This is a genomic window from Streptomonospora arabica (assembly GCF_039531585.1).
GTDB classification, from domain to species: domain Bacteria; phylum Actinomycetota; class Actinomycetes; order Streptosporangiales; family Streptosporangiaceae; genus Streptomonospora; species Streptomonospora halophila.
Genome location: NZ_BAAAQI010000013.1, coordinates 50,094 through 63,350, shown reverse-complemented (window position 1 = coordinate 63,350; position 13,257 = coordinate 50,094). Strand labels below are relative to the sequence as shown.

Here is a 13,257-nt window from a genome sequence, read left to right as displayed (position 1 = left end):
GATGCCCACGTGGATCTCGATCGCAGCCCTGGCCGTCGCGGCGCTGGTACTCCTGTCGGCGTACGTGTCCTGGCGGGCGGGGCGGCTCGACCGGCTGCACACCCGCGTCGAGACCGCCTGGGCCGCGCTGGACGCGGCACTGCTGCGGCGCGGCGCGGTGGTGCTGGAGCTCGCCGGCTCCCAGGCGCTGGAGCCGGCCTCGGCCCTGCTGCTGGGCGACGCCGCCGCCCGCGCCCGCCGCGCCCACGGCGACGGCCGCGCTGCCCGCGAGCTGGCCGAAAGCAACCTCTCGCGTGCCCTGCGCGCCGTGCTGGGCGAGCCCGGGTTCGCCGTGGAGATGGCGGGCCGGCCCGACGGCGCCACCGCCGGCGTCGTCGCCGAGGTCGAGGCCGCCGGCAAGCGCGTGCTACTGGCGCGGCGCTTCTACAACGACGCCGTGGCCGGCATCCGCGAAGTCCGCGCCGGCCGGCTGGTGCGGCTGCTCCGCCTGGCCGGAAGCGCGCCCATGCCGGAGTTCTTCGAGATGGACGACGAGCCGCCCTCCGCCGAGCACCTCTAGCGGAGCGGCCGCACCGGACTCCGGCGGGCAGCCGTCCGCTCCGCGCGCGGGCGCCGGCGGAACAGCGAACGGGCCCGCACTGTTGCCACCACAGAGCCATCCGAACGGGTGAACTACCATGGAAACCGGGACAGCACCGGCGGCACGCCGCTGACGTGCCACGTCGACCTACCAGCGCGCACCGGGCCGCCCGCCCCGGTCCGCCCGAATGACTAATTGGGAGTCCGCAACCGTGACCAACACCGTTGACACCCCGGCAGGCAGCGCCGTCGGTACCACCCGCGTCAAGCGCGGGATGGCAGAGCAGCTCAAGAACGGCGTGATCATGGACGTGGTCACCCCGGAGCAGGCCCGGATCGCCGAGGACGCCGGTGCCGTGGCGGTCATGGCCCTGGAGCGGGTGCCCGCCGACATCCGCCGGCACGGCGGTGTGGCCCGCATGTCCGACCCCGACATGATCGACGGCATCGTCGAGGCCGTCTCCATCCCGGTGATGGCCAAGGCCCGCATCGGCCACTTCGTCGAGGCCCAGGTGCTGGAGTCCCTCGGCGTCGACTTCATCGACGAGTCGGAGGTGCTGACCCCCGCCGACGAGGCCCACCACATCGACAAGTGGGCGTTCACCGTCCCGTTCGTCTGCGGCGCCACCAGCATCGGCGAGGCCCTCCGCCGCATCGCCGAGGGCGCGGCCATGATCCGCTCCAAGGGCGAGGCCGGCACCGGCAACGTCGTCGAGGCCACCCGCCACATGCGCGCCATCCGCAGCGAGATCGCCCGGCTCGGCACCCTCGACGAGCCCGAGCTCTTCGGCGCCGCCAAGGAGATCCAGGCGCCCTACGAGGTCGTCAAGGAGGTCGCCACGCTCGGCAGGCTGCCCGTGCCGCTGTTCTCCGCCGGCGGCGTGGCCACTCCCTCCGACGCCGCGCTGATGCGCCAGCTCGGCGCCGAGAGCGTCTTCGTCGGCTCGGGCATCTTCAAGTCCGGCGATCCCGCCAAGCGCGCCGACGCCATCGTCCAGGCCACCCTGCACTACCGCGACCCCGAGGTCATCGCGAAGGTCTCGCGCGGCCTCGGCAACGCCATGGTCGGCATCAACCTGGACGACCTGGAGGAGTCCGAGCGCTACGCCGGACGCGGCTGGTAGCCCCGCCGGCGCCGCCGGCGCGGGAGCGCCCCGCGCCGGCGCAGCGCTGCGCGTGCACCGGCGACCGAGAGCCACCGAAGCGAGGAAGCACGTGTCCGCGACACCCACCGTCGGCGTTCTCGCCCTGCAGGGCGACACCGCCGAGCACCTGCGCGTGCTCGGCGGACTCGGCGTCCCGGCCGTCCCCGTCCTCCACCCCGAGGACCTCGACCGGGTCGACGGGCTGGTCCTGCCCGGCGGGGAGTCCACCACGATGTCGAAGCTCGCCGCGCGCTACGACCTCGTCGAGCCGCTGCGCAAGCACATCGGCGACGGCATGCCCGCCTACGGGACCTGCGCCGGCATGATCCTGCTGGCCGACCGCATCCTCGACGGCGCCGCGGACCAGCAGACCCTGGGCGGGCTCGACATCACGGTGCGGCGCAACGCCTTCGGGCGCCAGACCGAGTCCTTCGAGGCGGGCATCGACCTCGACGGCGTCGGGGGCGACCCCTTCGAGGCGGTCTTCATCCGCGCGCCCTGGGTCGAGGCCGTCGGCGAGCGCGTGCGCGTCCTCGGCCAGATCGCCTACGGTGAGCGGGCCGGTAGGATCGTGGCGGTACGACAGGGCGGCCTGCTGGCTACCTCTTTCCATCCCGAACTCACCGGTGACCCGCGGATACACCGGCTCTTTGTCGACATGGTGAAAGGACAGGCATGAGCGGCCACTCCAAGTGGGCCACCACCAAGCACAAGAAAGCCGCCATCGACGCCAAGCGCGGCAAGCTCTTCGCCAAGCTGGTGAAGAACGTCGAGGTGGCGGCGCGCACGGGCGGCGGGGACCCGGAGGGCAACCCCACCCTGTTCGACGCCATCCAGAAGGCGAAGAAGAGTTCGGTCCCGCTCGACAACATCGAGCGCGCCCGCAAGCGCGGCTCCGGCGAGGAGGCCGGCGGCGCCGAGTGGCAGACCGTCATGTACGAGGGATACGCCCCGGGCGGCGTCGCCCTGCTCGTCGAGTGCCTCACCGACAACCGCAACCGCGCCACCTCGGAGGTGCGCGTGGCGGTCACCCGCAACGGCGGTTCGATGGCCGACGCCGGCTCGGTGTCCTACCTCTTCAGCCGCAAGGGCGTCGTGCTGGTGTCCAAGGAGGGCGTCAGCGAGGACGACGTCACCCTCGCCGTGGTCGAGGCCGGCGCCGAGGACGTCAACGACCTGGGCGAGTCCTTCGAGGTCGTCAGCGAGCCCGGCGAGCTCGTCAACGTGCGCACCGCCCTGCAGGAGGCCGGCATCGACTACGACTCGGCCGACACCTCCTTCCTGCCCAGCGTCGAGGTGCAGGTGGGCGAGGAGGACGCCAAGAAGGTCATGCGCGTCGTGGACGCCCTGGAGGACTCCGACGACGTGCAGAACGTCTTCACCAACGTCGACATCCCCGACGAGATCATGGCGAAGATCGGCTAGCGCCCGCGCCGCACACACCTTCGCCGCACGCCCCGCACCCGGAGACCGGACACGGGGCGTGCGGCGTTTCGCCCCCGCCGCCCGGCGGGCCCGCGCCCGCCGCGGCCCCCGCCTCATCCGACAGCCCGGCGCCCCCTCGCCGCGCGCGATAGAGTGGCCACTCGCCGAAGCAGTCAGCACCGCCCCCCGTGAGGAAAGCTCCTGATGAATCCCCCCGGCGAGAACCCCTACGAGCCCGGCCGCCCCGACTACGGCGGCCAGTACGGACAGCCCGGCCCGGACACCCCGGGCCCCTCCGGCGCCGGCGGCTACCCGGGACCGCAGCCGGGGCAGCCGGGCACGCCTCCGCCGCCCGGCGCATCGGGGCCCCAGCAGGGCTGGCAGCAGCCGCCCCAGCAGCCCTACGGCGGCCCCGGGGGGCCCGCACCCGCCGCACCGCCTCCCGCGGCCGACGGCGCCGGCTTCTTCGCCGCGCTGTTCGACCTGCGGTTCCGCAGCTTCGTCACCACCCGGATCATCCACGTCCTGTTCGTCCTCTGGCTGGTGCTGATCGCCATCGTCACCCTCAGCGGCGTCGTCAGCTCCTTCGGGCTGATGGGCTTCAGCCCTCTGACCGGGCTGCTCACGCTGCTGGGCTCCCTGGTCGGCGGCGCCGTGGCGGTGCTGCTCACCCGCGTGGGCCTGGAGGTGCTGATCGTGCTGTTCCGCATCAGCGAGGACCTCACCGCGATCCGCTCCCGCAACGGCATGTAGCCCGGGCTTCCCCGGCGCACCCCCGCCCCCGGCCCGTGTCCCCCGAGCGCGGTGGAGCCTGCGGGCGGTAGGCTCTGCGAACGGACGTTCGAGGCCCGGGCCGGAAGGGAGCCGCCGACCATGCGCGTGCTGGGGGTCGACCCCGGGCTGACCCGGTGCGGGGTGGGGGTCGTCGACGGCTCCGTCGGCCGCTCGCTGACGCTGGCCGCCGCCGGTGTGGTGCGCACCGACCCCGGGAGCGACCTCGCCGAGCGGCTGCTGGGCGTGGAGCGCGGCGTCGAGCGCTGGCTCGACGACCACGCCCCCGACGCCGTCGCCGTCGAGCGGGTCTTCGCCCAGCACAACGTCAGCACGGTCATGGGCACCGCGCAGGCCAGCGCGATCGCCATCACCTGCGCCGCGCGCCGCGGGCTGCCGGTCGCGCTGCACACGCCCAGCGAGGCCAAGGCCGCCATCACCGGAAGCGGCCGGGCCGACAAGGCGCAGGTCCAGGCCATGGTCGCGCGGCTGCTCGGCCTCGACGCCGCGCCCAAACCCGCCGACGCCGCCGACGCGCTCGCCCTGGCCATCTGCCACATCTGGCGCGGCGGCGCCCAGGACCGCATCGCCCGGGCCCAGCAGGACTTCGCCCGCAAGGTCGAGCTCGCGCGCCGCTCGCGCCGCGCCCCCGACCCCCAGGGAAGGTGACCTTCGCAGTGATCGCGTTCCTCAGCGGCCGGGTGGCCGCCCGCGCCGGCGGCACCGCCGTGATCGAGGTCGGGGGTGTCGGCATGACGGTGCACTGCACACCGGCGACCCTCGCCGGACTGCGGGTGGGCGAGCACGCCACCGTCGCCACCTCCCTGGTGGTGCGCGAGGACTCGCTGACCCTCTACGGCTTCGCCGACGACGACGAGCGCGACGTGTTCGAGCGCCTGCAGCAGGCCGGCGGTGTGGGGCCGCGGCTGGCGCTGGGCATCCTGGCGGTGCACACCCCCGACGCACTGCGCGCCGCCGTGGCCGCCGAGGACACCGCCGCCCTCACCCGGGTTTCGGGCATCGGTCCCAAGGGCGCCCAGCGCATCGCTCTGGAACTGCGCGACAAGCTCGGCCCGCCCCCGGCCGCCGACCCCGCCCTCGCCGAGTACGGCGCCGCTCCCGCCCCCGAGGCGCCGTGGCGTCCGCAGGTGGTCTCGGGCCTGGTCAACCTGGGCTGGTCGGCCAAGGACGCCGAGGCCGCGGCCGACGCCGTCGCCTCCGAAGCCGCCGACACCCCCGATGTGGCCGTGCTGCTGCGCAGCGCCCTGCGCCGCCTGAGCCGCGCCTAGGAATGGCGAAACCATGAGCGACTACGAGCGGGACGCCGTCTCGGCCGACGCCGACACCGACGAGCGCGCGCTTGAGGGTGCGCTGCGGCCGCGGCTCCTGGAGGACTTCGTCGGCCAGGAGCGCGTGCGCGAGCAGCTGAGCCTGGTGCTGCGCGGCGCCCAGCGGCGCGGCCGCGCCCCCGACCACGTGCTGCTGTCGGGCGGGCCCGGCCTGGGCAAGACCACGCTGGCCATGATCATCGCCGCCGAGCTGGGAGCGCCGCTGCGCATCAGCTCGGGGCCGGCGATCGAGCGTTCCGGCGACCTCGCCGCCGTCCTGTCGACCCTGCACGAGGGCGAGGTGCTGTTCCTCGACGAGATCCACCGCATGGCGCGTCCGGCCGAGGAGATGCTCTACGTCGCCATGGAGGACTTCCGCGTCGACGTGATGGTGGGCAAGGGCCCCGGCGCCACCGCCATCCCGCTGGACGTCGCCCCCTTCACCCTGGTCGGCGCCACCACCCGCGCGGGCCTGCTGCCCGCGCCGCTGCGCGACCGCTTCGGCTTCACCGCGCACATGGACTTCTACGCCGCCGCCGACCTGGAGCGCATCCTGCACCGCTCGGCCGGCCTGCTGGGGGTCGAGGTCGACGGCGACGCCGCCGCCGAGATCGCCGGGCGTTCGCGCGGCACACCCCGCATCGCCAACCGGCTCCTGCGGCGGGTGCGCGACTACGCCGAAGTGCACGGCGACGGCCGCCTCACCCGCGACACCGCCTGCGCGGCGCTCGCGCTGTTCGAGGTCGACGGTCACGGGTTGGACCGCCTCGACCGCGCGGTGCTGGAGGCGCTGTGCGGCAAGTTCCGCGGCGGGCCGGTGGGTTTGTCGACCCTGGCCGTGGCGGTGGGGGAGGAGCCCGAGACGGTCGAGGTCGTGGCCGAACCCTTCCTCGTGCGCTCCGGTTTCGTCGCCCGCACCCCGCGCGGGCGGGTCGCCACCCCCGACGCCTGGAGCCATTTGGGCATCGCGCCGCCCCCCGACGCCGCCTTCGGCGCCGCCGCTGCCGCCGACAGCGCGGCCGCCCCGCGCGCCGCCGAGGCGCCCGGAACAAGCGGCTCCTAGCCGGTCCGGTCCCACCGGCCCCCGGCTCCGGAACCGGGCCGCCGACACCGCGGTGAGTGCCCGGGCGAAGCCGGACCGCCGGTAGGTAAACTGAGTGCCGGACCTTGCGAAACGGCAACGATGCCCACGGGCGTGCGGCCGATGGGAACACGCGCCGCCTGCGGAGCGTTGACCTGCGGCGGCGACAGCCGCGGACACGGCCCCGCCACCGGCGTGGCGGCGCGGCCGCGAAGGTCGGAACAAACGATGGAAGGACACCCCGTGCTGGCTCAGACAATTTTGGCCGATGGCGCCCAGGGACAAGGCGGGCTCCTCGGGATGATCCTGCCGTTCGTGCTGATCGCACTGGTCTTCTGGCTGCTGATCCTGCGCCCGCAGCAGAAGCGCAAGCAGCAGGAGTCCAAGATGCAGGGCGAACTGCAGCCGGGTGTCGAGGTGCTGACCAAGGCGGGCTTCTACGCAACCGTCGTGGAGGTGCGCGACAGCGAGATCGAACTGGAGATCTCCCCCGGCACGCGGATCCGGATGCTCAAGGCCGGCGTGGGCGACGTGGTCCGCCCCAACGACGGCGTGAGCGACGACACCCCGGTCGAGGACCGGCCCGACTTCCCGGGCAACGACGACAAGAACGACGGCCCGAGGTAGCAGGCGAAGCGACCGCACGGGTCCCCGGGGCGGGCCCGTCGCCTTCGCGTGTCCGCGCCCGCCCCGTGCCGCCCGAACCGCCGGCCGGGTCGGGCGCCGCGCGGCCCCCCGAGCCGCCGTGCCCACCGACCAGACGAGGAGACTCCCCCTGCCATGCCCGCTGACCTGAGCGCCCTCATCAAGGCCGGCCTGCGCGACGTTCCCGACTTCCCCGAGGAAGGGGTGGTCTTCAAGGACATCACCCCGCTGCTGGCCGAGCCCTCCTCGCTGCAGGCCGTCGTCGAGGGCATCGCCGCGCGCTACGAGCAGGCGGAGGTGGACGCGGTGCTCGGGCTGGAGGCCCGCGGTTTCATCCTCGCCGCACCGGTCGCCCTCGCGCTGGGCGCCGGCTTCGTACCGGTGCGCAAAGCGGGGAAACTCCCGCGCGAGACCTACCGCGCGTCCTATGATCTGGAGTACGGCTCGGAGACGGTCGAGATGCACGCCGACGCGCTCAGCCCGGGCAGCCGCGTGGTGATCGTCGACGACGTGCTCGCCACCGGCGGCACCGGACGGGCCGCGGTGGAGCTCGTGGACAAGGCCGGTGGTACGGTCGTGGGATTCTCGGTCCTCGTGGAACTCGGCTTCCTCCAGGGCCGGCGGAGACTGACCGACGTGGAGCCGCACGCACTGGCCGTGGTCTGAACGGGCCGGAGTCCGGCGCACCCTGCCCGGCCCCGCTCCTTCTGCAGCCCTGACATGCGAAGACCGCTGCGGCGCAGCAGTAGACTCGCGGGCATAACGGAGCTGCGGCGACGCGTTGGTACAGGTGACACCTGACGTTTACGACGCAGACGTCGACCCGGCGGGCCGAGCGGCGGCAACACCGCCGCGCAGCGGTGGCCTCCCGCACGACGGGCGGAGCGCACCCGGTCCCCGGGACTGGCCGCGGGAGGGATGTCCATGGCAGGCGATGCGGTATCGGCTGAGGCGGCCTCCGCGCTGCGCGGGGCCTCCCTGAGCGGGCAGGAGCGCCCTGACGACCCACCGCGGACACCCGCGCCCCCCGCAGCGCAGGCCGCCGAGCCCGCCGACCCCGGAGCCCGGTCCGACGCAAGCCCCGGCCCCGGCACCGGCGCCGACGGCGGGAGCGCCGCACCGGCCCGCTCCAGCCCGTCGTCCAGCGTGCGGGTACGCCGCAGACTCGCACGACTCGGTGCACAGCGGGGGGTATCAATGAACCCGGTCCTCGAACCACTCATCAAGACCGTCCGGGCGACCCACCCCAAGGTCGACGTCCGGCTCATCGAGCGTGCCTACGAGGTCGCGGCCTACCACCACCGCGATCAGAAGCGCAAGAGCGGCGACCCCTACATCACGCACCCGCTGGCGGTGGCGACCATCCTCGCCGAGCTGGGTATGCAGGAGCCCACGCTGGCCGCCGCGCTGCTGCACGACACCGTCGAGGACACCACCTACACCCTCGACCAGCTGCGCGACGACTTCGGCGACGAGATCGCCGAGCTGGTCGACGGCGTCACCAAGCTGGACAAGGTCAAGTACGGCGAGGCGACCCAGGCCGAGACCGTGCGCAAGATGGTCGTGGCCATGTCCCGCGACATCAAGGTGCTGGTCATCAAGCTGTGCGACCGGTTGCACAACATGCGCACCCTGCGCTACCTGCCCCAGCCCAAACGCGAGAAGAAGGCCCGCGAGACCCTGGAGATCTTCGCGCCGCTGGCCCACCGGCTGGGCATGAACACGATCAAGTGGGAGCTGGAGGACCTGGCCTTCGCCACGCTCTACCCCAAGCGGTTCGACGAGATCGCCCGCCTGGTCTCCGAGCGGGCACCGCGCCGCGACGTCTACCTGCAGGATGTCATCGAGGCGGTCTCGGCCGACCTGCGCGAGGCCAAGATCAAGGCGACGGTGCGCGGCCGGCCCAAGCACTACTACTCGATCTACCAGAAGATGATCGCCCGCAACTGCGGCTTCGACGAGATCTACGACCTCGTCGCCGTGCGGGTACTCGTCGACAGCGTCCGCGACTGCTACGCGGCCCTGGGCACGATCCACGCGCGGTGGAACCCCGTCCCCGGACGGTTCAAGGACTACATCGCGATGCCCAAGTTCAACATGTACCAGTCGCTGCACACCACCGTGATCGGCCCGTCGGGCAACCCGGTGGAGCTGCAGATACGCACCCGCGCCATGCACCGCCGGGCCGAGTACGGGATCGCGGCGCACTGGAAGTACAAGGAGGAGCGGGCCTCGGCCAAGGACAGCGCCAAGTCCCGGGGCACCGCCGACATGGCCTGGCTGCGCCAGCTCATCGACTGGCAGCAGGAGACCAAGGACCCCGGGGAGTTCCTGGAGTCGCTGCGCTTCGACCTGTCGGTGCAGGAGGTGTTCGTCTTCACCCCGCAGGGCGACGCCATCGCGCTGCCGCAGGGCGCCACCCCCATCGACTTCGCCTACGCGGTGCACACCGAGGTCGGCCACCGCACGGTGGGCGCCCGGGTCAACGGCCGGCTCGTCTCGCTGGAGAGCGAGCTGCACAACGGCGAGACCGTGGAGATCCTGACCTCCAAGGCGAGCGACGCCGGCCCCAGCCGCGACTGGCTGCAGCTCGTCAAGAGCGCACGCGCGCGCAACAAGATCCGCCAGTGGTTCACCAAGGAGCGCCGCGAGCAGGCCATCGAGCAGGGCAAGGACGCCATCGCCCGGGTCATGCGCAAGCAGGAGCTGCCGATAAAGCGGCTGTTCAGCGGCGAGGCGCTGATCGCGCTCGCGCGCGACCTGCGCTACGGCGACGTCGACTCGCTCTACGCCGCCGTCGGCGAGGGGCGCATCGGCCCGCAGAACGTCGTGCAGAAGCTCGTCGAGTCCATGGGCGGCATCGAGAGCGCCGAGGAGGACATCGCCGAGTCCTCACTGCCCACGCGCTCGCGGCCGCGGTCGCGCCCCGCCGGCAACCCCGGCGTCGTGGTCGAGGGCGACTCCGACGTGTGGGTGCGGCTGTCCAAGTGCTGTACGCCGGTCCCGGGCGACAGCATCGTCGGGTTCGTGACCCGCGGAAACGGTGTGTCCGTGCACCGCAGCGACTGCGTCAACACGCGCGCGCTGGACCGCGACCGGATGGTCGACGTCGACTGGCAGCCCACCGAGGACTCCATGTTCCTGGTCGCGTTGCAGGTCGAGGCGCTGGACCGCTCCCGGCTGCTGTCCGACATCACCCGCGTGCTCTCCGACCAGCACGTCAACATCCTCTCGGCCACCGTGCAGACCAGCCGCGACCGGGTCGCACTGAGCCGCTTCACCTTCGAGATGGCCGACCCCACCCACCTCGGACACGTCCTCAAGGCCGTGCGCGGCGTCGACGGCGTCTACGACGTCTACCGGATGAAGAACTGACACCCCCGCCGGCGCGGCGCGCCGCCGGCACCGGGCATGCGCGGCGTTTTGCGGCGTGTGAGCCGCCGTCCAGCGGTCAGACTGCAGTCATGAACAAGTTGTCGCTGGACGCCCTGGCACGCAAGCACATGGAGACCGCCGCGGCGGCTTCAGCCGGCCGCAGCTCCGAGACCTTCTACGGCGGGCACGAGCAGACCCTGCGCCAGACCCTCATCGCGCTGACCAAGGGAAACGCCCTCTCCGAGCATCCCAATCCCGGCGAGGCGACGGTGCTGGTGCTGCGCGGACGCGTGCGGCTCAAGGCCGGCGGCGACACCTGGGAGGGCAGGACCAACGACCTGCTGGTAATGCCGCGGGGGGAGGCCTCACTGGAGGCGCTGGAGGACTCCGCGGTGGTGCTCACCGTCGCCAAGCACTGAGCGCGGCCGGCGGCCGCGCCGGGGCGAGCGCGGAGCCCGCCCGGGGCGGCCGCCGGGCGCCCCGGCTCAGCTCATCTCGTCCAGCGCCTTCTCGGCCTCGTCCAGCCAGGACCGGCGGGCGCTGAGCGCCTCCTCGACCTCGCGGATCCGGCGCTCGTTACCGCGCGCCCTGGCGTGCTCGAGGTCGTCCTCCAGCTGGGCGATCGAGTCGCGCAGCCGGCTGGCGGTGGACTCGGCGCGCGCACGCCCCTCGGGGTTGGTGCGCTGCCACTCGTGGTCCTCGGCCCGGCGCACCTCGTCCTCGAGCTTGCGGAAGGCGCCCTCCAGCCGGTCGCGCTGGTCGCGCGGCAGCGGGCCCGCCTCCTCCCAGGCCTCCTGGAAGTCGCGCAGCCGGGCGCGGGCGGCCCGCGGGTCGGAGATCTCGGCCAGCTCGCTGCGTGCGTCCTCCAGAATCCGCTCCTTGGCGTCGGCGTTGACGCGCAGTTCGGCGTCGCGCTCGGCGAAGGCGGCGTTGCGCGCCTGGAAGAACCGGTCCTGGGCCGCCTTGAACCGCCCCCACAGCTTGTCCTCGCTGGCGCGGTCGGCCCGGCCGCTGGCCTTCCACTGCTGCATCAGATCGCGGTACCGCGCGGCCGTGCCGCCCCAGTCGGTCGAGTCGGCAAGCGACTCGGCCTCGGTGACGATGGCCTCCTTGTCCTGGCGGACCTGCTCGCGCTGCTGGTCCAGCCCGGCGAAGTAGGCCTTGCGGCGCTTGGAGAAGGAGTTGCGCGCGGCCGACATGCGCTTCCACAGCGCCTGCTCGGTGGGCCGGTCGGTGCGCGGCGCGGCCTTCCACTCGTCGATCAGCTGCCGCATCCGCTCGCCGCCGGACTTCCAGTGCGTGGTCTCGGCCGCCACGCGCTCGGCTTCGGCGACGATGCGCTCCTTGACCTCGCGGGCCTCGGTACGGGCCTGCTCCTGGGCCTGCTTCTGCTCGACCCTGCGCTCCTCGGCCTGCCCGGTCAGCGCGTCCAGGCGCCGCGAGAGCACGTCGAGGTCGCCGACGGCGTTCGCCTCGCGCACCGCGGTACGCAGCTTCTCCACGCTCGACAGCGCCTGCGAGGCCGACAAGTCGGTGGTGCGCAGCCGCTTCTCCAGCAGGTCGACCTCGGTCACCAGGGCGTCGTACTTGCGGCGGAAGAACGCGAGGGCCTCCTCGGGCGCGCCCGCCTGCCACGATCCGACGACGCGCTCGCCCTCGCTCGTGCGCACGTAGACCGTGCCGTCGTCGTCAACGCGGCCCCAGGGGTCCGTGGTCACCGTGTCCTCCAGCAGTCATGAGCCCGGCGCATCGCGCCAGGTCCGGGTGGTCCGGCGGCGGCTGGGTGAGAGCCGGTGTGAACCGCCGTGACTAAGCACGATATCCGCACACCCCACCGGATATCGTCCGCCTCCTGTCAGCGTCGTCGCACATCAACGGCCCAAGCCGTATCGGGGCATGCCGTCCGGACACACCGGACGGGTGCGACGCGACCAATATGACACTGACGGGGCGTTTGGCAAAGAGTCGTGAGTCTGGCGGTGATCGAATGGTGATGTGACGGCGCTATACGTGCGGAGGGGCGGGCACGACCCGGTCGCCGCCGCGCCCGCGCCTCGGTAGGCTCGGTCGGGCGGGGCGCGGTTCGGCGGCCGCCCTCCGCGCCCGCCAGGCAGGACGTTCGAGAGGAAGTCAGCGCTCACCGTGTTCATCTCCGCTTTCCCAGCCGGGCCGCTCGCCGCGAACTGCTACGTGGTCGCCGCGGCCGCGGATCGGGGAGCGGAGTGCGTGGTCGTCGATCCCGGCCAGGACGCCGCCGGGCAGCTCTCCTCCCTTCTGGCCGAGCACGGGCTGGCCCCCGCTGCGGTGCTGCTGACCCACGGCCACTTCGACCACGTCTGGTCGGCGACCGAGGTCGCCCGCGACCACGGCGTCCCCGTCTACGTGCACGCCGCCGACCGGCCGCTGCTGACCGACCCCGCCAAGGGGCTCGACCCCGCCCTGGCCGTCCAGCTGTCGGCACTGCTGGGCCAGGCCGCGCTGGAGGAGCCCGACGACCTGCGCGAGCTCACCGGAGGCGAGACCCTCGCGCTCGCCGGGCTGGAGCTGAAGGTCGAGCACGTACCCGGCCACACACCCGGATCGGTGTGCTACGGCCTGGCGCCCGACGGCGCGGAGCCCGTCCTGTTCACCGGCGACCTCCTCTTCGCCGGCTCCATCGGCCGCACCGACTTCCCCGGCGGCGACCACGGCGAGATCATGCGCAGCCTGGAGCGGGTCTGCCGCGACTGGGCCGACGGCACCGACGTGCGCCCCGGCCACGGGCCGCAGACCACCATCGCCCGCGAGCGCGCGACCAATCCGTTCCTCGGCGATATCCCGGGGCGCTGACCCTCCCCGCGACCGATGCGCGCCGCGCCGATGGCCCCGGCCTGCGCGCGGGATCAGCCGCCCCCAACCGCGGGCCGCG

At 73.2% G+C, this 13,257-nt stretch carries 14 protein-coding genes; 13 read left to right on the top strand and 1 reads right to left on the bottom strand.

Annotated elements, in window-relative coordinates; all coding sequences use genetic code 11:
• Position 1: 1 nt before the first annotated feature.
• The 12 genes from ABD284_RS18955 to ABD284_RS18900 all read left to right on the top strand — a co-directional run bounded on the left by ABD284_RS18955 (position 2) and on the right by ABD284_RS18900 (position 10,768).
• Positions 2-559, top strand: coding sequence for a hypothetical protein (locus tag ABD284_RS18955; protein WP_344145297.1), 558 nt, complete (start codon positions 2-4; stop codon positions 557-559).
• Between the two features lie 208 nt (positions 560-767).
• Positions 768-1,703 carry a pyridoxal 5'-phosphate synthase lyase subunit PdxS gene (gene pdxS, locus ABD284_RS18950; RefSeq protein ID WP_386699395.1) on the top strand — a complete coding sequence of 312 codons (936 nt, stop codon included), beginning with the start codon at positions 768-770 and terminating at the stop codon, positions 1,701-1,703.
• 91 nt (positions 1,704-1,794) lie between these two features.
• Complete coding sequence (gene pdxT / locus ABD284_RS18945; protein ID WP_344145293.1) at positions 1,795-2,403, top strand: pyridoxal 5'-phosphate synthase glutaminase subunit PdxT; 609 nt, start codon at positions 1,795-1,797, stop codon at positions 2,401-2,403.
• Entirely contained in the window at positions 2,400-3,149 is a 750-nt protein-coding gene (locus ABD284_RS18940; RefSeq protein WP_344145291.1) for a YebC/PmpR family DNA-binding transcriptional regulator, read from the top strand. The genes pdxT and ABD284_RS18940 overlap by 4 nt, the downstream gene beginning before the upstream one ends.
• Before the next feature lie 204 nt (positions 3,150-3,353).
• A complete protein-coding gene (locus tag ABD284_RS18935; RefSeq protein WP_344145289.1) occupies positions 3,354-3,902 on the top strand; it encodes a DUF4282 domain-containing protein in 549 nt (182 codons plus the stop codon).
• Between the two features lie 120 nt (positions 3,903-4,022).
• Positions 4,023-4,589 (top strand): crossover junction endodeoxyribonuclease RuvC, encoded by a 567-nt coding sequence (ruvC, locus tag ABD284_RS18930; protein WP_344145287.1) that lies wholly within the window; start codon positions 4,023-4,025, stop codon positions 4,587-4,589.
• 8 nt (positions 4,590-4,597) lie between these two features.
• Positions 4,598-5,209 (top strand): Holliday junction branch migration protein RuvA, encoded by a 612-nt coding sequence (gene ruvA, locus ABD284_RS18925; protein ID WP_344145445.1) that lies wholly within the window; start codon positions 4,598-4,600, stop codon positions 5,207-5,209.
• Between the two features lie 13 nt (positions 5,210-5,222).
• On the top strand, positions 5,223-6,311 hold the full coding sequence (ruvB, locus tag ABD284_RS18920) for a Holliday junction branch migration DNA helicase RuvB (protein ID WP_344145283.1): 1,089 nt from the start codon (positions 5,223-5,225) through the stop codon (positions 6,309-6,311).
• 246 nt (positions 6,312-6,557) lie between these two features.
• Entirely contained in the window at positions 6,558-6,956 is a 399-nt protein-coding gene (gene yajC / locus ABD284_RS18915) for a preprotein translocase subunit YajC (RefSeq protein WP_386699399.1), read from the top strand.
• A gap of 153 nt (positions 6,957-7,109) precedes the next feature.
• Positions 7,110-7,640, top strand: coding sequence for an adenine phosphoribosyltransferase (locus tag ABD284_RS18910; RefSeq protein WP_344145281.1), 531 nt, complete (start codon positions 7,110-7,112; stop codon positions 7,638-7,640).
• A 531-nt stretch (positions 7,641-8,171) separates the two neighbouring features.
• Positions 8,172-10,349 carry a RelA/SpoT family protein gene (locus tag ABD284_RS18905; RefSeq protein WP_344145279.1) on the top strand — a complete coding sequence of 726 codons (2,178 nt, stop codon included), beginning with the start codon at positions 8,172-8,174 and terminating at the stop codon, positions 10,347-10,349.
• Between the two features lie 89 nt (positions 10,350-10,438).
• Complete coding sequence (locus ABD284_RS18900; protein ID WP_344145277.1) at positions 10,439-10,768, top strand: cupin domain-containing protein; 330 nt, start codon at positions 10,439-10,441, stop codon at positions 10,766-10,768.
• Between the two features lie 66 nt (positions 10,769-10,834).
• Here the strand turns inward: ABD284_RS18900 and ABD284_RS18895 are convergent, their stop codons facing one another.
• Positions 10,835-12,067, bottom strand: coding sequence for a DUF349 domain-containing protein (locus ABD284_RS18895; protein ID WP_344145275.1), 1,233 nt, complete (start codon positions 12,065-12,067; stop codon positions 10,835-10,837).
• Between the two features lie 424 nt (positions 12,068-12,491).
• Between ABD284_RS18895 and ABD284_RS18890 the strand changes: the two genes are divergently transcribed.
• A complete protein-coding gene (locus ABD284_RS18890) occupies positions 12,492-13,178 on the top strand; it encodes an MBL fold metallo-hydrolase (RefSeq protein ID WP_344145273.1) in 687 nt (228 codons plus the stop codon).
• Positions 13,179-13,257: the final 79 nt, after the last annotated feature.

Coding starts and splice junctions, on each gene's coding strand:
- ABD284_RS18955 (WP_344145297.1), top strand. CDS start 2: ATGCCCACGTGGATCTCGATCGCAGCCCTGGCCGTCGCGGCGCTGGTA.
- pdxS (WP_386699395.1), top strand. CDS start 768: ATGACTAATTGGGAGTCCGCAACCGTGACCAACACCGTTGACACCCCG.
- ABD284_RS18940 (WP_344145291.1), top strand. CDS start 2,400: ATGAGCGGCCACTCCAAGTGGGCCACCACCAAGCACAAGAAAGCCGCC.
- ABD284_RS18935 (WP_344145289.1), top strand. CDS start 3,354: ATGAATCCCCCCGGCGAGAACCCCTACGAGCCCGGCCGCCCCGACTAC.
- ruvC (WP_344145287.1), top strand. CDS start 4,023: ATGCGCGTGCTGGGGGTCGACCCCGGGCTGACCCGGTGCGGGGTGGGG.
- ruvB (WP_344145283.1), top strand. CDS start 5,223: ATGAGCGACTACGAGCGGGACGCCGTCTCGGCCGACGCCGACACCGAC.
- yajC (WP_386699399.1), top strand. CDS start 6,558: ATGGAAGGACACCCCGTGCTGGCTCAGACAATTTTGGCCGATGGCGCC.
- ABD284_RS18910 (WP_344145281.1), top strand. CDS start 7,110: ATGCCCGCTGACCTGAGCGCCCTCATCAAGGCCGGCCTGCGCGACGTT.
- ABD284_RS18905 (WP_344145279.1), top strand. CDS start 8,172: ATGAACCCGGTCCTCGAACCACTCATCAAGACCGTCCGGGCGACCCAC.
- ABD284_RS18900 (WP_344145277.1), top strand. CDS start 10,439: ATGAACAAGTTGTCGCTGGACGCCCTGGCACGCAAGCACATGGAGACC.